Source organism: Blastococcus litoris (assembly GCF_003075095.1).
GTDB lineage: Bacteria > Actinomycetota > Actinomycetes > Mycobacteriales > Geodermatophilaceae > Blastococcus_B > Blastococcus_B litoris.
Window position 1 is genome coordinate 155,545 of sequence record NZ_QCZF01000005.1, and the last position, 20,503, is coordinate 176,047.

A 20,503-nucleotide genomic window follows, 5' to 3' on the forward strand; every position below is an offset into this window, starting at 1 on the left:
TCTCAGCGGAGGGGTTCACCGGCCTGGCGTCGACGCCGCGTCCGGAGGTTGCGGCTTTGTGGCTGCTTGTGGGGGAGGGGAAAGGGGACGTCGTGGCATTCGGTCTCGCGTCCGTGCCGGAGAGGGTGCCTGCGAGCCGCTGGACGGTGGAGCCGGGGGACGTGTCGAACGCGACGCGGTTGATCCTCCGGCGTCGAGGACGGCCCAGTAGAGACGGCCGGCGGCGCCGGGCAGCTGCTCGAGCACGCGGTCGATGTGCTTCAGCCACCGCAGCGGAGGCAGCGCTGCGATGATCCCCGCGACATCTCGCAGAACTGCGTCGTCGTGAAGGTTGCTGGGGCTTTCAGTGGCCTGTGCGATGCGGGCACTGATTAGCTGGTCGGCGAGGCTTCCAGCATCCGTGATCGCCTTTCGAAGGGCAGGAGCGCCGTCGCGGTGCAGCAGGTCGGCGGGATCCAGGCCTTCCGGTAGGGCAAGTCGGCGGGGGGCATCGCCGCGGGCGGTGAGTTGCCAGAAGGTCCGTTCGGCGGCGCGCTGGCCGGCCGTGTCGTTGTCTGTGGCCACCAGGATGCCCGGGCCCTCGGGCCGGATATGGGCGCGCAGCAGGTCGGCTTGGTGTTCGGTGAGGGCAGCGCCGAGGGTGGCCACGCCGATGGTGTGCCGGTCTCCGGCGAGGGTGAGCGCGATGGCGTCCAGCGGTCCTTCCACCAGAGCCGGGGTGGCGCCGGCGGCGACCGCGTCGCGTCCGTCGTGCAGGCCGAGCAGGTGTTCCCCCTTCCGGTACAGGTCTGTGCGGGGGCTGACGAGGTACTTCGGTCCGGCGTGACCGTCGTTGGAGGCGGTGGGGTTGCGGCGGGCGATGAATCCTCGGATGGCGCCGTCCGTGTCGCGGACGGGAAAAGTGAGCCGGTCGCGGAACCGGTCGATCAAGGTTCCGGTGCGCGCTCGCTGGGCAAGGCCGGCGGCAAGCAGTTCGGTCTCGGTGGCGCCGCGGTCGCGCAGGTGTTCGACTAGGGCGGTCCAACCGGCAGGGGCGTATCCGGGTGTGAATCGCGGGTCGCCGGAAAGGTCGGTGCCCAGCCGCTGGTGCAGGTAGTCCGGCGCCCAGGATTTGGGGTAGCGATCGGTGTAGAAGGCGGCGGCCTGGGTGTTGAGTTCGATGAGCCGGTCGCGTCCGACGGTGGCGGTGGCCCAGAAGTGCTGTTCGAGCAGGTAATCCGCCTCATCGGAGGCCGACCCGCCGGGAGCGAAGGGGTCTGGGGTGAGGTACCGCGGTTCCGCGGGCGGCGGTTCATCATCGTCGGGGGCGAGCGGCTCCTCGTCATCGCTTAGTACGTCGGCAAGGTCCGCGTCGACGAGGGTCGTGTTGTACGCGGCAGGCGGGAGCAAGTGAGCGTCGTCGGGTGCCTGCAGGTCTGCGGGCAGAGGCTCAGGGGCTTCGATGGGTGCAGGATCGGTGAGGGCAGCGACTCGGAAGACAAGGGCCTCGGTCACCCCGTCGCCGGACCGGTCGGCCGCCACTGTTGCGGGAAGGCCGGTGACGGCCGCGGTGAGCAGGTCGGTGGCGTTCCAGCCGGCGCGGATGCCGGTGGTGACAGCGGCAACCAGCGCCGGCCAGGCCGGGTCGGCCAGCAGTTGCTGGGCGTGCTCGGCGGGTAGGAGCACGAGAAGGGTGGTGCACCAGTCCGGGCGCAATCCGGTGTGGCCTGGTGCTGCGGTGACGGTGGCCGGGCTCAGATGAGGAGCCAGCCGCCACCACAGGGCGGCGGCGGGCAGGTCGTCGGGCAGTGGCCGCCCGGCCCCGACGGCGGCCAGCAGACCGGCGGCGTCGAGGCCGGCGCGGTCGGCGGCAGCCAAGCGCTCGGCCAGAGCGGGCCAGTGCGCGTCGCGGCGGATGCGGGGATCGATGCTGTCGGCCAGCGAGGTCCACACCGAGGTGTCCGGGCTTGGGGCGACGGTGAGCGCCTCGTCCAGCCGCGCCTGGTGGTGTCGCTCGGCGGCCGGGAGCCGCGGTGGGCCGGTGGCTCGTCGGTCATCGGTCGGTATGCCCAGCGCGGCGCGCCAGACGGCGAGGTCGGCCCGCAGGGAGAGGTGTTCGCGATCCAGCAGTGGCCGGGCCCACTCGGGCGCGGTGGCTGATTTCATGGCCGCGGACGCCTCGGCGACGCGCGTGGCGCAGTCCGTGAGGTGGGCGGCGCGGGCGGCCAGGTAGGGGCCCCAGTGCGGGCCGTCGGCCAGCGGGGCGGGGATGCCGGGCAGCCACGGCAGGGGACCGGGAGGTCCGGTGTCGGCGAGCCGCCAGTCGAGGACGGCGGCGGGGTCGGCAGCGCTGTCCAGTCCACGTATCCCGGCGGCAGTTGCCAGCGCCGCGATGGGGTCGGTGCCGGAGGTGGCGAGCAGCGCCAGGTGTCCGCGCAGCGTCGGCCACGCCGCCGCGGCGGTCAGCCCCGGCTGGAGGCTCTCGGCGGCGTTCTCCAGTTCTTCTGCAGCCGTCGGACCGAGGCGGTGGTCGGCGGCGAAGCGCAGCGCGTCGGCGTAGCGGACGGCCGCGGTGTGCAGCTGCATGGCCGGGTCGGCCAGCGCCCGGCGGGAACCGGTGGCCGACGATTGGGCACCGTCGCGGGCCAGCATGGCGACCAGCAGGTCGGTGGCCGTCGGCGGCGAGACCGCGGCCGGGCTGATGACGCTGTGCGGATCGCCGTCGCCGACCGTGGCGAGATAGACGTGGTTGGCGGTGCGGCCGCGGGACAGCGCGACATAGAGCAGCTGCCGGCTCTCGGCGCCCGTGAGCACGGTGTGGCAGGCGTCGGCGGTCGCGCCCTGGGCGCCGTGCACGGTGGCCGCGTAGCCCAGCTGCACGTGCTGGTGAACGTAGGCGGCCGGCAGCGTGATCCGGCGGCCAGTGCCGTTGTGGGCGACGGCCAGGGCGCCGTCCCCGCGGACGGTGTGGATGGTGAAGCGGTCGCCGTTCTTCACCCAGTCCGCGGCGCCGAGCGGCAGGGCCCGGTCGTTGCGGCGGGTGATGATGGCATCTCCGGCGCTGGCTCGGGTGCCATCGGCGAGCATGACCTCGGGATCCGCTGGGCCGGGGGAGCGGGCCAGCCGTTCGGCGCGGGCCCGCTCGTTCAACTGAAGCACCACCTCCCGGGTGGCCGCCAGCAGCAGCGCGTCCAGGCCGCGGTCCCGGTCGGCTGCCCAGGCGGCATACGCCTGCACGGCACAGGTGGCCAGATCGCCGACGTGTACCCGGCCGGCGTCCAGATAGAAGCCCAGCCCGGTGGTGTCGCCGTCGCGGATCGCGACGGTGGCTGCGGCCTCGGCCACGTCAGCGAAGCGCACCAGCTGAGTGAGCGTCACCGCCCCCTGCGTGGCGGCGATCTCGCCCAGCACCCCGCCGGCGGCCACCGAGGTCAGCTGCTGCGGATCGCCGACCAGCCGGACGCTGCCGCCGCGCCTTAAGACGTAGTCCACGGCGCGGGCCAGTTCCACAGTGCCGGCCATGCCGGCCTCGTCGACGATCACCAGCGTGCCGGGCCCGATGCCGGCGACCCAGTCAGGAACCTCTTCGACGTCCAGGGACCAGACCAGTTTGGTCAAGGTGTCGCACGAGCCGGCGATAGAGGCGCGTAGCCCCGCGGCGGCGACCGCGGAGGGCGCCAACCCGACCACGCTGCCCCCGCCCGCGGTCCAGGCACGGGCCAGCGTCGCCAGGGCGGTGGTCTTACCCGCGCCGGCTGGCGCGATGGCCAGCTGCACCCGGGCGCCGCTGCCGGCCAAGTCCCGGACCAGCTGGGCCTGCCCCGGATTGAGGTCGGTGCCGTTGGCGGTGGCCTCCAGCAGCGCCAGTTCGACGACGGCCGCATCGGCGCGACGGCCATCGCCGCGGCCGGCGGCCGCGACCAGCAGGACTTCGGCGTCCAGCACCGCCTGGCTGGTGAATAGGCCGGCGCCCGCGACGGTGTAGACGCTGGCCCCGTCCGAGCGGCGCAGCTCGGATGGGTCGACCACCGGATCGGGAGCATCGAGCGAAACGGACATCCCACGCGACAAGGCCGTCTCGGTCACCCGAGACACCACGCCGTCGATGTCGCCGGGGGCCAGGGCGGCGGCGCGCACTTCCCGTTCGGCCTCGGCGCGCACGTGCCAGTACTGCCAGCTCGCCCGCTGCCCGCTCACCGTCTCCAGCACCCGGGTGGCGGCTGACTGAACCCAGGCCTCGGTGAGACGCGGCGGGCGCGGCGCCGGCGCACGGCCCAGGACGCGGTCGAGCATTGCGGCCAGATGCGACGGGTCGCCGAGGACGCCCAGGGCCTGCTGCCGCCAGGCCGCCCGCTGCTCGGCGAGCGAGCGCGGCTGGTGCTTGGCCTGTCGCGTCTCCAGGGTGGCCCGCTGGGCAAGCGCTATCGCCTCGGGTGTGGTCGGCGGGCGACCGTGCGCGGACTGGAAGTCGGTGGCCAGCTCTCCGCGGCGCACGTCGATGACCTGCCGCCGCGACGACCAGGCGGCCAGCAGCCGGGAGTCGAGGCCGACGATCTCTCGCACCGGCCGCTTCCCGGGTTCCTGGTCGGTGCGCTCGGCGAAGCGGACCCCGAGCCCGGCCACCAAGTGGGCCTCGAGTCGGGTGTTGTACCGCTCCGAGGCCGCGACGTTGGCCTTGTACAGCACCCGCCCGTCCAACGCCCGCCACCGCCGATCGGGAGTCTGCACCTTGTTGCTCACCGCCACGTGGGTGTGCAGATCCGGATCCCCGGCGCGCGAGTCGCGGTGGGTGAACACCGCCGCGACCAGACCGGTCGTTTCCACCTGCCGCGCTCCGCCGGCGCCCAGCCGCGTGAAGCAGGCGTGCCGCTCCAGCCAGGCCAGGGTGTCGGCGACCGCCGCGGAGTGAGCGGCCTCGATCCGCTCGGCGATCTGCCTCGGCGCCAGCGCCCACAACGCCGACACAGACTTCACCGGCGAGAACGTCAGGTCGTAGCCGGCCACTGCCCGCGTCGCCGGCCGGGAGGCGCGGGCAATGAACCCGGACAACTCCCGGGCGTCAGCAGGTGGGCGGCCGTTCTCGGCGGTGAACATGCCGCGCGCCACCTCGCTGCGGATCCGGGCACGCACCTGCTCCGGCAGGGGCGTGTCGCACGGACGCCCCCGCGACGCGTTCACCGCGGCGAACTCCTGCGCGCAGCGGGCCCGGATGCCGTCCACGGGTGTGGGGTAGACCAAGAACGGCAGCCCGAGGGCGCCCGCGGCTCGCGCCTGCTCCGGCGTCCGCCCGGCGGCCAGCGCCTCCCGCACCAGGCGCTCGGCGTCGGGATGGCGCCCCTGCCCGAACAGCGACTTCATCTGCGCCTCGCCGACCGGCTGCCCGGCACCCACCCCGGTCACGCCGGCCAGGCCGCTGCCGGCCCACACCCCCGGCGACTCACCCCGCTGCGAGTAGTAGTCACCCAGGCCGACAAGGCCGCGCTCGGTGGCATCCAGCGCCGCCACCTGCCGCGTCAGGTACGTGTACCCGTCGCCCGCGGTCAGCTTGTGCAGCGACATCACGGACGCGGACGCTAGGAACGCCGCCTCCAGTCCCGGCTGCGCGATTCTCCAGTTCCTGCGGGCCTCTCTAACAGAGCAGGTTGCCTCGGCCGTCGACGCGGTGCACGCCACGTCTCACGGCTCGCCACGATCCGACAAGCAGGGGGCAAGGCAGCCGGCCCTCCCGGCAGGTGGCGAGGCGGGGCCAACCAACCTCGAAATCAATCGCGTTGCCCTCATCACCAGACGGATCCGGCTTCAGCGGCCGGCTTGGCAAGGCGCGCAGGGCGGTCGTGGAGGGCTTTGGGTCCTCCCGTTAGGCGTCGCCCAGCAGGTCGATAGGCGATCTTCACCCGACAGTGCATGAGGTGTGATGCCTTGCGATCTTGAGTCTCCAGTGCCACTCGACTCCGGGGCGACTGCTCTGCGTAGGCAGGCGGCGAGGGATGCACAGTTGGAGGGCCGGCTCAGGCGTCGGACGCCGGATGTCTCTAGTGGCGGCGGCATAACACCGCTGAGGGATCACCGAGCGAGTCGACCTGTCCCAGTGAAGGTGGATCGCTCGGGCCAGCCCCCCCGGATGCCAGACACTAGGTTGCTGAACCGAGGGTCACCGGGACCGGTACCGTCGCCCAGTGGCTGCGGACTGGTTGCCTTACGTGACCGGCATCGGAGGCTTGGCGCTCGGCAACCTGCTTCCGTCAGTCGTGGACCTGATCAAGTCTGGCAAGGACCGCGCGCAAGCGAAGACGCTTGCCGACCAGGCCGACGCGCGGGAGCAATCGAAGAGCAACCGGCAGCTCATCTCTGAGGCGGAAGCTCAGCTGGACGACCCAGACAAGGCCGAGCGCGCTTGGGCGAAGCTCGACGCGATCGCCCAGATGGACGGACTATCGAAGGACGACGCGCTGTACCTCGGTGCGATCCTCGCAGGCCGCGAGCCTCACGAACGCATCGAGCGCGCGAAGGAGCTGGACGCTGGATCGGAGGACATCACGGAGTTCTACGTGGACAGCGACGTCTACGAAGCCGACGATGTAAACAGGGAGGACTGACGCTGATGCCGCACTACCTCGCTGTATCGCCTGACGAGGTCAGAGCCGCGCGCGTCCACGTCAAAGCCTACAGAACCGCAGGGCTTGAGCCTGATCCGTATCTGGTGCGCGTAGCGGAGGCGAAGCCACGCTCGAGCAGCAGGCTCCGCGAGCTGTCTGAGCGGTCGAGCGTCGATGCAACACGTCTGAGCGCCGAGATCGCTGAGCTGTTCAAGGCGAAGGATCGGGACTCGCACCGCGAGGGCTTCAAGAAGCTGCTGCGCCTAGCTAAGGCAAGTAGGCAGGTCCACGATCGGGACATGCTCCTGGCCGTCGCAGCGATAGGTCTTCAGACGCTTGGTGACGACTCGCTTGAGATGGTCCAGAGAGGCAGCAAGTCCTGGGGTACCGCGATCAAGCCTGTTGGGGACGTTGATGTCGTCGTCAGCCTCAGCGACGCCGCAAGCTCCTTCGTTCGGCACGCTGAACGACTCAAAGAGTTGTTGAGCCGGAACGTCGAGCCCCTGCACCTAACGGAGGCGGAGAAGCTCACCGCAGAGCTTGAAGCCGACCTCGAAGAGATCAACCAACTCGCAGCGCAGGCCTGACATGCATCGGCCTGGCGCGTCACCGGCTTAAGGATGGCGGGAACTGGGGCCGCTACTGGCCGTCGAGCGGATGAAGCGCTGACTAACTGTCGCTGGTGCTCGCGGGACTACTCCTCAGCTCTGCAGGCGCCCGATCATGCCGCGCAGCGCGCTGACCCCCTCTGCCGCCAACCCGAGGTCGTGACGGCCTCGTGAGCAATGGAGTTTCCTCGCACGACCACATCATGAGGATCTTCGAACAGCGTCAATACGGGCACGTCGGCGGCGCGGCCACAGCCCTAGCATTGGCTGAGGCGCTCACCAGGGCAGGCGCCACGTCCCCGGTCACCACCGAGTCTCTGATGACGTCGGCTCGCCGTCATGCTGCCCGTGGATTGCGAGCACGCGACCAGGGAGAGCACGACGACGCGTCGCTACAGCTGGGGATCATGCTTGAGCACCTGGCGAAGGCCTACCTTGCCAGCCTTCACCCCACACTGCTGCTTGAGAGGAACTTCGATTTCCTATCGCTGGTGCGGCTGGCCGGCCAGGGGCAGCGCATTAAGCCCGGGCACATCATCAAGACCGTTGGCATGACCGACGCACTCGTGCGGATCGGCACGCTCCAAGCAACCGGCAATGAGGAAGCCGGCCGGAGGTGGGCGAGGGACTTCAACCTCGTCCTTCAGGCGCGCAACGGAGTCGCTCACATCGGGGACGACGGGGGCCTGGCGGACCAGGTCGCGCAGACGGCCGTCAGGGGCGCAGCCGAAATCCTCGGCTTGATGAACCGGTCGCTTAGCGAGCTGTTCGCCGACCTCACGGGCGCCGCTGAGACGTTGCTCAACGAGCATGCGACCGCCGTGCAGCAACTAGTCTCGCTGCGCCTCGCGCAGGCTCGTGCCCGCTTCGCCGAGAGGTACGGCCCGGCCGATGAGGAGCGACTCAATGCCCTTGACACCGTGACGAGCGCGTCATCCGACGCGCCTAACATCCAGCACCCACAACGATGCCCCGCGTGTCACCGGCTCGGCGTGCTCAGCGGCACCTGGGACATCGACGGAGTTGACGATCCAGATGATGACGACGAGCCATTTGCGAAGCCTGCGAGGCTCGTCTTAGTGCTGGCCGTCGACGCCTTCCGGTGTCCCGTTTGCGTGCTCGGACTAGGCGGTCCGGAGGAGTTGCGGGAGGCTGGTCTGCCGCAGTCGGTGACCCTTCGACAGGCGACCGATGAAGACATCCTGATGGTCCTCAACGAGCCGAAAGTAGTCGACGGAGACCGTTCATGAGGCGTCGGCCGTGGCCAGCCGAGGTTGAGCGGTCTTAAGTCACTGACCTCGGGGAAGCTGCGAGAGCTCGGAGGGGAGCGGCTTGGTCGCTAGGGAAACCAACGGCTGACCGGCCAAGGGGGCGGGTGCTCTTCGCCGGCCCACCTTGTTGGGGAGTAGATCCGGTATAGCTCGTGGTGTTCCTGGCCCTCTGCCATAGGCAGCGGACCTTCCCGCTTGAGTTGCGGAAACCGAAGAGGAACTTGAAGCAACTCCGTGTGCCTCTTAGAGGCTCTTTCGAACGCCCAGCGCGAGGCCGAAGCGAGGATTTCACGATTTATCTCGGAGCACTCGATTGGATCCAACTCGTACGGTGGGCGTAGGCGGTCGGCGTCCTTGCTCATGACAAGCAAAGCTTCCGGCGATAATGGGAATACGAGGATCGGCGCAACGCCCAGCCCCAAGCGCTCGTCGCGTTTATCACCGGGCCCGCCGATCCGAACGACCGGTTCGTCACATGTGATGAGTGTCTTGGGCGTCTTGTACACCTGCCAGTCGCGGGACAATAGGGCCGATCCCAGTGCCCCGGCGCTCTCTGCAGACGACCCGACTAGTGCGGCGTCCTGCTGTCGAATCTCCAAGCGGCCAGCAAGTAGGTCTTCGACACCCCTCCTGGCGGCGGCGACGTCTTCAGCTGTGGCAGGCGCTCCGTTCTTCCTCAAGATCTTGAGCAAGCCCTCGTCTGTAATCTCGCTATAAAGAAGGCGGAAGTAATCATTCGTTATGAAGGTCATCTGTTGACGATAGGCATGACCTCGCGTGACCTGGAAACTCAAGTACCACGTGAAGTACGCCATCTCCTCGCTGGGAATCTCCCAAGGTTGCATAATTAGCAATTTGTCGATCGTGCCCACGGCCCTGCCCTCAAGCTCGCCCAGCAGCGTCTCAAACAAAAGCGGGGACACCTCGGTGGGATCGATATCCGGGGACGCCATGCTGTAGTAGTCCGTCTCACGGGCTGCTTGCTCGGGAGCGGCCAAATAGCTCCGGTCGCGCTCCAGGTCCCGCACTCGTATTAGCTTGTCGTCTGCCCACCGTCGGAGGTAGGAAGCTGGAACGAGGTGATGTTTACGCGGGGCCGACGGCCCTTCGGCCTTCCGCGCCTTATCGAGTAGCGCCTGGAACTCCGGAGGGTAATTGGGCTTCCGACGACGCCGATGATTTGTCATATCGGAATAACCTCGCATCCAAACTTGAGGGCCCACCAGGGGACCAGCAACCTGCTTGCAAACCGTTCGCTACTACGTCTCATGGAGTCTGCACTCGGGTTATTCAGCCGTCTCCGCTGGTCGACTCCTCAGCCGCAGCCGCAGCCGCAGCCGCAGCCACGTGCGCGTCCTCGGTGTCCGATTCCGGGTCGGCCGGGTTCGCCGGGGCCAACCCCTTCAAGACCATCGCGTCGAGGTCCTCGACGGACCAGTCGGACCGGACGAGGCGCTCGCGGAGAACCTCCCTGACCATCCACACGGCAACCGAGTGGGTGGAGAACTCCGGTCCGTCCTCCTGTGGCTGAACCGTTGCGTGCTTGCCGCTGGTGCTGCCGTGGACCAGTTCGGAGCGCCGGTCGTAGACCTTGCGGGCAAGCTTGAACGTGAGCTCGGGGTCACGAGGTTCATCCGCCTTGGAGGCGAGAAGCGCAGCCGCGCGGACCGAGACTCGGTACGAAATTTCAGCGCCCTTCTGCCCGAGCAGGGCCTCGAGCCCGATGCACGCATCGATGAGCTGGTCATCCTGCGTGTCCCGAAGCAACGCCATCGATAGCCGCCTGGACGCCAGCTTTGCCTGTGCACTGGAGGTCTTCAGAGCTGCCGCGATCGCCGGAAGCTGCGCTGCTTCCTCGGCGGTCACGCCCGTGTGCTCTTTGAGCCAGCCGCCGTCCTCGAAGTACGAGGGATAGCGGCGAGCGGTAAACACGTGGTCCAGGTTCGGAAGGTGATCTTCCCAGTGTCGCGCCCAGTCACGCGGGCGACGGAACACGCGAGCCCACCCGGGGCGTGCGAGAGAGACGATGCGGATGGCATCGCAGACGGCCTCGACACCTCGGGTGTCGATGGGGGCGTCCCGGGTGAACAGCATCCGGCCTTCTCCGATGTTGTCCATCGGAGGCATGTCCACGACCACGGCCCACTTCGCCGCGTCAGCGAGCGGGGTCATCACTGTGAACCGGTCGACCTCGCTGATGCGTCGCAGGTCGTCGTCGAGCAGTCGCTCGATTCGCGTGACTTCGTCCACCTGAAGGCCCTCGTCGCCGATGTCGAAGTCGGTCAGCAGCAGAGGAACCACGAGCTGGTACTCCAACGTGGGCGCGAGCCACGACCTCTCCCGCTGCAAGTACAGGTCGGAGACGGCCGGGTCGGTCATCTCCAAGTCGAGCGCGGTCGCCCGGTCGTAGATGCTCTTCGGGAACAGCACGATGGTCGTGTCCATCAAAGACTCGGCCAGCTCGTCTGGAAGGGTGCCGGCGGCGTTCTGCGGCCGAATCTTGTCGAGCACCGCCTCGGTCGAGGTGACGTACTCCTTAAGCGCGGCCATGCCAGGGACGTCGTCGTAGGTGAACGGGTCGATGGCGCTGGACCTGTGTGCGAACAACTCCGCCGGCGCGACACGGGACTCGTCCTTCTCCTTGGAGTACACGTTCGGCCAACCCGAGTCGAAAGCCTTCACCTGCCGCTTCTCCCGGTACGGCGTGTACTTGTAGCCGTCTCGAGCGAAGTACTCGGTCACCATCGCGTCCATGTGCGCGACCACCGTCATCGTCAGTCGGAACAATTCCGGGTCGATGACCGTCTCTGGCATCGGCGGAAGCTCTACGGACGTCTCTTCGGGTGACGGCGTATCGGACAGCTGCTCGGGCTCAGTGTCGCTCACGACCCCATCCAACCAACCTGGTGTTGGTGGTTGGAACCGCGAATCCCTCAGCAGTCGCGAGTCAGTTCGGCGGGGAAACGCGACCCCGACCGAAAGATCGGCTCGGCGGTGTCAGTAGCCGAGTGTCCCCCGCACCGCAGCCCGTCGTGCAGCAGCTTTCGCCTCAGCCAAACGCGGTTCGAAGGTCTCGATGCCTCGCTCCCCGAGCCGCGCGAGGTCCGGCTCGGGTGACTTGGCCAGGTCACGGCACACGTTGAGGTGCCGTTCGAGCCGTTCATGGTCTTCGCCGGAGTGCGTTCCAACCTCGAGGGTCCAGAGAAGGTCATCGGGCTGCCACTTGAGCGGTCGGAGCATGACAGCAAGAACCTCCAGTGGGTATCGCTTGCCGTGCTGGAACCGCGTCGCGTGCAGCAGCTTGCTGAGCGACACCGGGAAGGTCGGGTCGGATACGGCCGTGGTTATCCATCCGACATCTGTGGCTGAGATGACCCAAAAGAGGTTCTTAGCCATCGGGCTCTCCCGCACCCGGTTCCAGAGTTCGAAACGGTGCGCGCCGCTCAGCTTTCGCGCGCTTTCCTCCCACTCGTCGAAGTCATCGTTGCCCTCGAGCGCGTCGACGTGTTTGACCAGCAGGCTCATGTAGATCTCTGGGTTCGTCTTCGCGAGTATCTCGAGCGCCTTGGACTGCATGTGGTCGCGCGTGGTGCCTGATGGGACGGTGAGGTCGCTCATGGCCGTAGCCCAATCGGGGTCGGCTGGCATCTCCTCTGAGGAGTACGCCATCTCGGCCGCCCACAGCGCGGCCGCGCTGCTTCGAACCTGGGGGTCCGGGTGGATGAACAATGCCTGACGGGTGGAGTCGGATGCGTGACGGATGGCGTAGGACGAGTCGAGGCCCGCGATGTCTTCGACCGTGAGGGCGTCGACGATCAGACTCGTGAGCTCGGCGTCCTGGCAGTCGCTGATCACCGAGCTGATGAGGGAGCCTCTCCCGCCTGTGTCGCCGAGGAGCTCCGTGGCAAGAGGAACAGTCATGATGCCGTTGGCGACGCACCTACTGATGAGCGGGCCGGCTGAGGGACCCAGTCCATGGTCCAGAGCGGCACGGAGCCAAGCCTCGGGGTCGCAACGCATGGAGAGGCGGACCATGACGCGCCACGCTGCTGAGCCGTCCTTGACCGTGGCGAGGTCGGCGTCGTGGCCTGCGAGCCACGTCATGATGACGCTGGGCGGTTGCTCGATATAGGCAGCAAGTGCTCGGTCGAGTTCAGCCTCTCGGAGGCGGCGGTCCTCTTCCCAGTCTTTGGACAGGTCGCGCTCGGCGGTCAGCGCCGCGAACAGCTCATCCGGTTCGTCGAGCATGATCTCGAGGCTGGAAGCTTCTCGGTTGAAGACTGCGCGTAGGCCTGGCGTGGCGATCAGCGGGGCGATGGCTTTGGCGATCGAGACCGCGATCCGTCGCGCCGCGGTCTGCTGCCCTGGGTTCGGGACCCCACGGACTGGAAGAGGGTATCCGCTGGCGATGTGGGCCCATTTTCTCATGACCTCGATGAGGTCTGCGAGCTCTTCGTTCGAGGCCGAGGCGATTCGACTGACCAGCTCGGGTTCGAGCGCCTCATGCATGGCGCCAATGTCTTCTTCGGGCCAGGTGAATGACTGCAGGACGAACGAGTTCACCTTCTCGGGGCTCATGTAGTTGCCGTCGAAGGTCGGCTGGAGCACGTGGCATGCGAGCTTGAGCCAGACGTGGTCAGGCAGTTCCTGGGCTTGGTCGCTCGCCATTGCCGCGCAGAGGTGCACGATCGCCGTCGCGGTGGGGAAATCTCCGGTCCGGGCGTCCTGGACATCCTCAACCACCGTCTTGATGGCCGTCGTGTAGTCCCACCCTCGTGCAGCCAAGTGGGTCAGTGACGCGAAGAAGAGCGCGATGCACTCGGTATTCTCTGCCTGAAGCGAGTCGGCGACACGCGCGGCGAGGACCTTGGTCGCGGCGACGGCGGACCGCTCATCGTCTACTTCGGTCGCGTCTTGCACGGCCTGCATGAGGTAGTCGAAGGCGAAATGGGTGCACTCACTGTTGATGAGTGCGTAGGTGCGCAGGAGTTCGTCGCCGTCCGAGCCCAGTCCCAGGTCGGCCAGGACGGCGAGAAGTTCCTCTGCGGTGGGAACCATCGGCTCTTCGGCACCGAGCAGCGCGGCGTAGATCTGGGTTTGCAGAATGCCTGGCAGGAGTTCTGGCAGCGCACTCTTGACGTCGCTGACGCGTACGGCGGTCGCGTGGCCGGCGAAGTAGACGTCGGCCACGATGCTCGCTGCGATGGTTCGCGGAACAACACGGTAGGAGCTATCGAAGGTTCGCCCGTCGGGAGAGTTCCACAGCCGGTTGCGGCGGACGTCGACGAGCCCGGCGATTGCGACCGAGCGAATGAGCCCCTCGAACTGAGTAGGGGTGAGTTCGAATAGCTTCGCGATGGTACGCGCTTGGTCCTCGGTGGCGTCGCTGACGAGGGCGATGGCTGCGAGCAGTTGGATGGCTTCAGCCGGCGCCATTGACCGTCGCAGGAACGCCCGGATCTGCTCCCTGAGAGCTTGCCCGGTCCACACGGCTTGCCAGGCACCTTGCTGGACGAGGAGGTCTGCGAGGTTGAGCGCCCATGCGGGTCGCCCTTGGGCTTGCTGGAGCAGCTGAGCGATGACCGAGGTCCGGGTGATGCCTCGCTCGCGAAGGAGGATTCCGATTTCCTCCACGGTGAGCAGGTCCACCTCGAGGGCAAGCGCCTCCGGCAGGTGGTCGGCGACGCTTTCCCTCTCGTGTGGCCAGCAGGTGACGGCGACCCGGAACTGGAGCTTCTCTGCGTGCCGAGCGTGCAGGAGATGCTCGACGTCCTCGGACCGGCCGCCGGCGTCGTCTACGACCACGAGCTTCGGTTTGGTGGCGAGGAGGTCATCCAGTAGTCGTTCGGGTGCGGTGTTCCGTTCGAGGAACAGCGCGCTGCCCAGCCGTCCGGCTACGTGGCTCTTGCCGGCGCCGGGGACCCCCCACAGGATGAGGTCCCGGTCGGAGTTCTCGGCGCGGTCGAGTAGTTCGTCGCGACCGACGGTGGGGAGCTGGTGCTCATCAGGGCGTGCGCCGCGCGGTGTGCGGGAAAGGCTGAACGCGCCGCCTTCGATGTGCAAAATCCTCCGGCGCCAGTCGGGGTCGTCGCGGAATGCGTTGGCGAACCAGGGGCGGTCGTAGACCTGGATGAGATCGCAATCGAACTCCTTGGCGATGGCGGCCAGCTTGATGCGCTTCTGCCGGTTGACCTCGGCTAGGTTCGCCACAACGACTTGGTCGACGCGCATCTTGTGGTCTCGGGCCGACTCGAGGCTCCCGCGGAGGCTCTTCTTGGCGCCCTCCCATGTGCGGGATGAGGTGATGATGAGGCCGAGGACCTGGCCGTTGGGTTTGACGAGCTCTGCGTCAAGGCCGTGGTCGGTTCCGCCTGTCACGGGAACGAGACCTGGGTAGTCGTGCCCGATGAGCGCGGCCGCGCAATCCTCGAAGTCGGATTGCTGCAGGCGGTATTGAGTGTCGTTTAGACGTTGGTCGATACGGTCGAGCAGGTTCACGAGCCGCCTACCTACCTCTCTACTCGGACCGGGCGACTCTATGCGTCGGAGCCCTCACCGTTCGTTCAGTCCCGCCAGCGGCGCGATCCCGGCGGCCGGCGCGCGGGTGTGACTGATATGAAGTCAGGCAACAACGGAGCCCCCCGCAATTGGTGTGCGGGGGGCTCCGTTGTTCGCCTACCAGGCGACGAGGCTTCAGCCTCTCTCAGTCACGCTGGTGTTCGGGTGCCGCGCAGCTGCGGCGCCGGAGATGTACTTCCCGGTGATGGCGCTGCGGTGGTGCGTACCGCTGCTGCGGTTGGCTCCGCTCTCGCTGACGCTGGTGCGGGGATGCCGCGCAGCGGCCGCCCGAGAGATGTACCTCCCGGTAATGGCGCTGCGGTTGTGGCCTCGAGCCATGATGACCCTCCATTTCTGGCGGAGCCGGGGTTGGATCCGCCTGTCGGCTCATACATCCGTCGAGCGCTTCGATCCCTCAGCTGTGGCCCTTCTTTCCTGACTGATCCCGCTTCGTGCCCCGGTCGACTGATCGCGAGACGAGGTTGGCGGCAAGCGACGAAGGCACGGTCTGGCGCACGGCGCTTGCTTGGGGGCTGCCCAGAGACGACCGCTCGATGAGCTTGGTGACTGAAGTCCTGGGGTGACTCCTCTTGGTCATGCCGACTGCCGCCTTCCTGACGTGGGTGTGGTCCCCCGGATACGTGCTTTCCACCGGGTGACCAGGTTCTCGACGGTCTTTGCGCTATCGAGCTTGAGGAAGACAGCGATCTCCGCGTAGCTGTACCCCTCGGCCTGGTAGATGAGGGCGGACTGAGCCTCGGCGCTCTCGATCCTGCCCAGCGTCTCGGTCACTTCGGCCTCGCGATCGAAGGACGCTTCGACGTTGTTGTGGGCCGGCGCGAAGACGTTGCGCTCGACCAGGTCGTCAAGCGAGTCCGAAGGGGGCCGTCGCTTCTGAGTGCGCCGCCACTCTTTGTAGACGTTGGGGAACTGCCACTTGCACTGACCGATGAAGTAGGTCTTGAGACTGGCCCCCTTGTTCGGGTCCCAGCTGTGATTCTTCAGGGCGATCTCGAGGAACTTGTCCAAGGCGTTGACGACGGTGAAGCTCGCTAGGTCGTGGACGTCCTCGCGGCCCTGGATCCGCTCGTCGAAGTCTCGCGTGAACCCGTAGTTGGTAGCCTTCGTGACGATGCCGAAGATCAATCCCCGCCGGATCCATGAGCTGATCACCGCGTAGCCGTACCGAGCGAACTCTTCGGCGATGGGCTTCCAGACCTTGGGGGAGTAGTTGCTGAGCTGGAGATTGAGCAGGAGGTCTGCGTCTCCGAGCATTCGGTCGAGTCTGTCGCCGTCTGGGTGGCGGTCCTCGTCAACGAGGCGGTCTTCGCGTCGGAGTCGCTCTTCGTCGCTCTCGAGGCCCTGTGGGGGTTCTAAGTCCTCCTCACGCGCGCTCCAGCCACCGGCGAGGTGGGGCGGCTGGCTCATGCGCGGTCTCCGGAGCGAGGCATCAAGCAACGAACTTCGCTGCTTGGTCCCTCTTAAGTCCGGCCCTCAGGGAGATCCCTCGCTTCGACCAAGATTTTTTTTAGATTTTTCTCGGCACCCAATCGACCAGGTTGAGCGTACCTGTTTCCGCTGCTCAGAGGGGGTGTCACAGGCTCAGTGGGCCCTTGTGAGTGCGCTGGCGAGTAGGTAGTTGGGGGAGCGGTCGAGGTTGTGACGGCTTTGTCGTAGCGCCGCGTCGTGCGGGTCGGCGTGGCCGAGCGCGTCCTGCACGTCTTGCAGCGTGGCGCCTAGGCGCAGCGCTTCGGTCGCGTAGCTGTGGCGCAGGCTGTGAGGGCTCACGCCGGCAGGAAGGCTCGCGGTCTTGGAGAGCCGAAGGAGTTGCTCGTAGGCCAGCTTGTAGCCGTAGCGGTCGCGACCGTTGCTTGCGAGGAAGATTGGCCGCCAGCACCTCTTGCGGAGGGGGCTCTCACTTGTTGGCCGTTCTGGTTGCAGTTGTGGTGAATCCGTGGCCGTCCACCGACGTCCGCCGTCGTCTCGGAACAGCGTGAATTAGCTGCTCAAGTGCCTGCTGCGGACCCTGGCGAACCGCCACGAACGCGATCATGACGGCCTGGCAGTGTGCGGACCTCGCTCGCTTGACCTGGGAAAACAGCGTCGTCGAGCCGTCACGGATTGGCGGTCTACCACTGAGGTTCTTGGGGGCTGTCCCGCAGGCCCGCGCCTTGGCGTCGTGTCTAGGCGACGTCTCGAGCCGCAGCGGCGCCCGACGCGGCCAGCGTTGGCGCATTACTGAGGCCTAAGTTGGCGCAGACCTGAGTGGTGGCTGCTGCCTTGTTCATGGTGATGAAGTGCAGGCCAGGCGCACCCTCGTCGATCAGCCGCTGCGATAGCTGGGTAGCCACCGCGATGCCGTAAGCGCGCACCGCAGCGCGGTCCTGCGGCCGATCGCCGTCCAGGGCGGCGAATCTGTCTGCGAGCTTGCGGGGGAAGCCCTGGCCCGACAGCTGCACGATGCGAGCGATCTGGCGGACGTTGGTGACAGGCATGACGCCGGCAATGATCGGTACGTCACAGCCCCGGGCGGTCACCTGGTCACGCAGCCGCAAGTAGTCCTCGGCGCGGAAGAACATCTGGGTGATCGCGAAGTCCGCCCCCGCACGGCACTTGGCTACGAACCTCTCGACACAGGTCGCGAGGTCAGGGGAGCGCGGGTGCTTCTCCGGGAAGGCCGCGACGCCGACGGAGAAGTCGCCCATCGCGCGCACCAACTCCACCAGCTCGGCGGCGTAGCGCAGCCCATGCGGGTGGGCCACCCACTCGGCCTGCGGATCAGCTCCAGGTGGATCGCCGCGCAGGGCCAACACGTTGCGCACCCCAGCCGCCGCCAGCCGACCGATTGTCTGCCTCAGCTCGGCCACGCTGTGGTCGACCGCGGTCAGGTGCGCCAGCGGCGTCATGGTCGTCTCGGTCGCGATCTGCTCGGCCACCGCCAGGGTGCCCTCCCGCGTGGAGCCGCCAGCACCGTAGGTCACCGACACGAACGATGGCTGTAGGCGCTCGAGCTCGCGCAACGCACTCCACAGCTCGGCCGCACCGCGCGGCGCCTTAGGTGGGAAGAACTCGAAGGACACCGTCGGCCCCATCCCGGAGAGCGATCCGCGTATGGGCATGGGACCGGTCGGGCGAGTCGCCGCCAGGGCGCCGCCTCGCAGGCGGCGGGGGAGTGGCCGGGACATTTGGTGGGACAAGGCGTCTCCAGGACGTCGCTGCGGCGCGCAGGACGGCCAGGTTGGTCGCTGCGCTTGCCCTGCCGGCGACAGGGCCAGGTCGTCACCCGGGGCACCCCACCGCAGCGGAGGGTTGCCGGCCAGCGAGCCGGGGCTTGACGCTGGCACTCGAGACCCGGATAGAAGCTAAGGCAATGGACGTTCTGTCAGCAAGGTCGGCGGACGTGACCGCCGTCACCACAGGTGGGCCCACCCAGATAGGCCGTCGTCGCCCAGGTGATGCCGAATTCTCGCGCCCCGCCGGAGCAGCCTGCGACCGTTCGCTTCGGATCCTTAGGTCGTCACGAGGAGAGGCATCTTGCGAAGGTCGCAGAGCTGCCGCCGACGAACGAGGGCCGTGCTCGGGAACACGGACGGCGACTTCTGCCGCTGCTCCGCGCAGGTCGTCGACCTCGTCGCCGAGCCGGACGAGGTTCAGCGATGCGCCGGCCATGTAGGCAGGTGCGGTACTGAGAAGCGGCTGTGTAGAACGGGCGCAGAAACCTCACCGGTCTCGCGTCGACGGCCCACTCACGACTCGGTAGTGAACGACCTAGGGGAGGCGCGCTCTTCGGCTACGGGCCGCCGACGGATAGTAGGTTGACGAATATGGCTACCCCTAGCGCCCTTCCGCAACGCCCTGGCCCAGCACCTGAGGTTGTTGGACCGGCTCCGCACGCCCAAAGGTCGCAAATTGCTCCTGTCATGGTGCAAGAGGAACTTTGGTCGCGGATGCGCGCATTGCCTTATGTCTACATGGCTCCTACGCTAGTTTCCGTTAAGCATGCCCGTGCTCTGCACCTGCCGGAGAACGTCGGATCTGCTTCTCCCGACCGGTTTCAGGGCGGCCGCGAGTTCATGCACCTGCACCCCCATCACGACGGCAGTCTGCATCTCTCCCTTCCAGATTGGGCGAGGGATGCCGCCACCCGTAGCGGATGGGGCGTGCCTCATCCCGTTCAAAACGCTTTCCTTGTCTTCGGCCCCCGAGACCGTGGTGAGCTCGAAGTTGTCTGGCACCTGGTCCAGGTGAGCTATGCATGGGCAATGGGCGAGGTGGCCGCAGAGCCCACATAGCGGAGGCTGCAAGGTCGGCCGCTCGGCGACGCCTGGACCCGCCAGCTAGGAGCCGGCTCACGGCGTGGCAAGACCGCCGGCCCCTAAGAAGCGGCGGGTCCGCGGCCGTGCCGAGCGCAGCCACTTCCTGCATCCCACCGGACGGCTGCCAAGTCGTCAGTCACTCAGTCGACGGCGCCGCAGTCATGTCGAAAGCCGCCCGCGATGGATGACCCGATAGCGGTTGGCGGTCAGCTGCTCCTTGTCGTTGCCGTGGCGATGTGCGAGTACATCAAGGACTCGGCCGAGCGCCCAGTCGACGACGGACCCCTGGTCCATGTCGATGCACCGCCGCGAGGCGGGGCGGTGCAGCTGCTCCGCCCCGCCCCGCGGGATCACGCGTTCGGTCAGGCCGAGCCGTCGGCGCCACCGTCGGCACCTCCGTCGGCACCGCCGTCGGCACCGCCGTCCGAGCCGCCACCTGCCGCACCACCGTCCGCGGGTCCGTGCCCGCCTCCCGCGGCACCGACGTCCATGGCGCCGTCATCCGCGGGCCCGCCCTCGCCGTCGGCCAAACCATGGTCGGCGCCTTCGATCGGGCCAAACCCGTGCGTCATGTCGTCCATTGCCGTGGCTCCTTCGATGACGTCGTCCTGGGCCACCGGCCGGCGGCCCCCGGCGCTGCTTACCTCGGGCGTCGCGCGCTCACACCCGGCCGAGCTGCGCCGGTGAGGTTGGGGATGCCGCCGTCGTCGTGTACGCGCACCGGGACGCCGTCGCAGTGGCGCTGCAGCTTCCGCTTGCTCAACACGCACCCGGCAACTCCGCTTCGGACAAGTGGGCGGGCCGGGGCCCCGTCGAGCACCTACTGGCGACAGGGGGCGGGGTGTGCGTCAGACCAATCTCTGCTGGAGGGGATGCACACGGCCTGGACGGGGGCCGGGCATAGAGGTCGTCGCAGATGGCTCGTTGCGGCTCCCTAGGTGGCGGCCCGAAAGACTGCCGCGCTCTTTCCGCGGCTGCGCTGCTGTCAGGGACAGGAACGCCCGCCGACGTGGACGGCGAGAACACGCCGGTCTGCGGGCACCGGCAAGATTCCGTCGCTTCGGACCATCGATCCACGGACCGTGGCCGGTCAGGCGTCCTCTGGCTGCATGGGTGGACATCCTGGCACCTCGCACGCGACTGCGTGATACGTGAGCCTCGACTCGCCACCCTGC

At 67.6% G+C, this 20,503-nt stretch carries 12 protein-coding genes and 1 riboswitch; of the genes, 4 read left to right on the plus strand and 8 right to left on the minus strand.

All coding sequences use genetic code 11. The features are described from left to right. Window positions 1-15 precede the first annotated feature (15 nt). Window positions 16-5,538: a MobF family relaxase gene (gene mobF / locus DCS98_RS12490; protein WP_116451904.1), complete on the minus strand. Its 5,523-nt coding sequence runs from the start codon at window positions 5,536-5,538 to the stop codon at window positions 16-18. Between the two features lie 617 nt (window positions 5,539-6,155). On the opposite strand from mobF, the gene DCS98_RS12495 reads away from it, so the two are divergent. From DCS98_RS12495 to DCS98_RS12505, 3 genes are all read left to right on the plus strand, one after another. After that, window positions 6,156-6,575, plus strand: a complete 420-nt coding sequence (locus DCS98_RS12495; RefSeq protein WP_116451699.1) for a hypothetical protein — start codon at window positions 6,156-6,158, stop codon at window positions 6,573-6,575. 5 nt (window positions 6,576-6,580) lie between these two features. Beyond that, a complete protein-coding gene (locus DCS98_RS12500; RefSeq protein WP_116451700.1) occupies window positions 6,581-7,162 on the plus strand; it encodes a nucleotidyltransferase family protein in 582 nt (193 codons plus the stop codon). Window positions 7,163-7,386: 224 nt separating this feature from the next. After that, the gene (locus DCS98_RS12505) at window positions 7,387-8,433 is read left to right on the plus strand and encodes a hypothetical protein (protein ID WP_116451701.1); all 1,047 of its coding nucleotides are present in this window, start codon (window positions 7,387-7,389) and stop codon (window positions 8,431-8,433) included. Window positions 8,434-8,522: 89 nt separating this feature from the next. On the opposite strand, the gene DCS98_RS12510 is transcribed toward DCS98_RS12505, so the two are convergent. From DCS98_RS12510 to metF, 6 genes are all read right to left on the minus strand, one after another. Further along, entirely contained in the window at window positions 8,523-9,659 is a 1,137-nt protein-coding gene (locus DCS98_RS12510; RefSeq protein WP_116451702.1) for a DUF4238 domain-containing protein, read from the minus strand. Window positions 9,660-9,744: 85 nt separating this feature from the next. Further along, on the minus strand, window positions 9,745-11,340 hold the full coding sequence (locus DCS98_RS12515) for a HEPN domain-containing protein (protein ID WP_116451703.1): 1,596 nt from the start codon (window positions 11,338-11,340) through the stop codon (window positions 9,745-9,747). A gap of 111 nt (window positions 11,341-11,451) precedes the next feature. Beyond that, window positions 11,452-14,952: a hypothetical protein gene (locus DCS98_RS12520; protein ID WP_116451704.1), complete on the minus strand. Its 3,501-nt coding sequence runs from the start codon at window positions 14,950-14,952 to the stop codon at window positions 11,452-11,454. A gap of 654 nt (window positions 14,953-15,606) precedes the next feature. After that, on the minus strand, window positions 15,607-16,440 hold the full coding sequence (locus DCS98_RS12530) for an RNA polymerase sigma factor (protein WP_116451706.1): 834 nt from the start codon (window positions 16,438-16,440) through the stop codon (window positions 15,607-15,609). A 174-nt stretch (window positions 16,441-16,614) separates the two neighbouring features. Beyond that, window positions 16,615-17,004, minus strand: a complete 390-nt coding sequence (locus tag DCS98_RS24110) for a tyrosine-type recombinase/integrase (protein WP_116451707.1) — start codon at window positions 17,002-17,004, stop codon at window positions 16,615-16,617. A 191-nt stretch (window positions 17,005-17,195) separates the two neighbouring features. Next, window positions 17,196-18,092, minus strand: a complete 897-nt coding sequence (metF, locus tag DCS98_RS12540; RefSeq protein WP_241037795.1) for a methylenetetrahydrofolate reductase [NAD(P)H] — start codon at window positions 18,090-18,092, stop codon at window positions 17,196-17,198. A 162-nt stretch (window positions 18,093-18,254) separates the two neighbouring features. Beyond that, a riboswitch (SAM riboswitch) is annotated at window positions 18,255-18,364 on the minus strand. A gap of 721 nt (window positions 18,365-19,085) precedes the next feature. Here metF and DCS98_RS24115 point away from each other — a divergent pair. Further along, a complete protein-coding gene (locus tag DCS98_RS24115) occupies window positions 19,086-19,304 on the plus strand; it encodes a luciferase domain-containing protein (protein WP_476727145.1) in 219 nt (72 codons plus the stop codon). A 386-nt stretch (window positions 19,305-19,690) separates the two neighbouring features. Here DCS98_RS24115 and DCS98_RS12555 read toward each other — a convergent pair whose 3' ends face one another. Next, window positions 19,691-19,909 carry a hypothetical protein gene (locus DCS98_RS12555; protein WP_204262193.1) on the minus strand — a complete coding sequence of 73 codons (219 nt, stop codon included), beginning with the start codon at window positions 19,907-19,909 and terminating at the stop codon, window positions 19,691-19,693. Window positions 19,910-20,503: the final 594 nt, after the last annotated feature.

Excerpts from the sequence above, each read along its gene's own strand:
- DCS98_RS12500 (WP_116451700.1), top strand. The coding sequence starts at position 6,581 with ATGCCGCACTACCTCGCTGTATCGCCTGACGAGGTCAGAGCCGCGCGC.
- DCS98_RS12510 (WP_116451702.1), bottom strand. The coding sequence starts at position 9,659 with ATGCGAGGTTATTCCGATATGACAAATCATCGGCGTCGTCGGAAGCCC.
- mobF (WP_116451904.1), bottom strand. The coding sequence starts at position 5,538 with ATGTCGCTGCACAAGCTGACCGCGGGCGACGGGTACACGTACCTGACG.
- DCS98_RS12530 (WP_116451706.1), bottom strand. The coding sequence starts at position 16,440 with ATGAGCCAGCCGCCCCACCTCGCCGGTGGCTGGAGCGCGCGTGAGGAG.
- DCS98_RS24115 (WP_476727145.1), top strand. The coding sequence starts at position 19,086 with ATGCACCTGCACCCCCATCACGACGGCAGTCTGCATCTCTCCCTTCCA.
- DCS98_RS12555 (WP_204262193.1), bottom strand. The coding sequence starts at position 19,909 with ATGGACGACATGACGCACGGGTTTGGCCCGATCGAAGGCGCCGACCAT.
- DCS98_RS12505 (WP_116451701.1), top strand. The coding sequence starts at position 7,387 with ATGAGGATCTTCGAACAGCGTCAATACGGGCACGTCGGCGGCGCGGCC.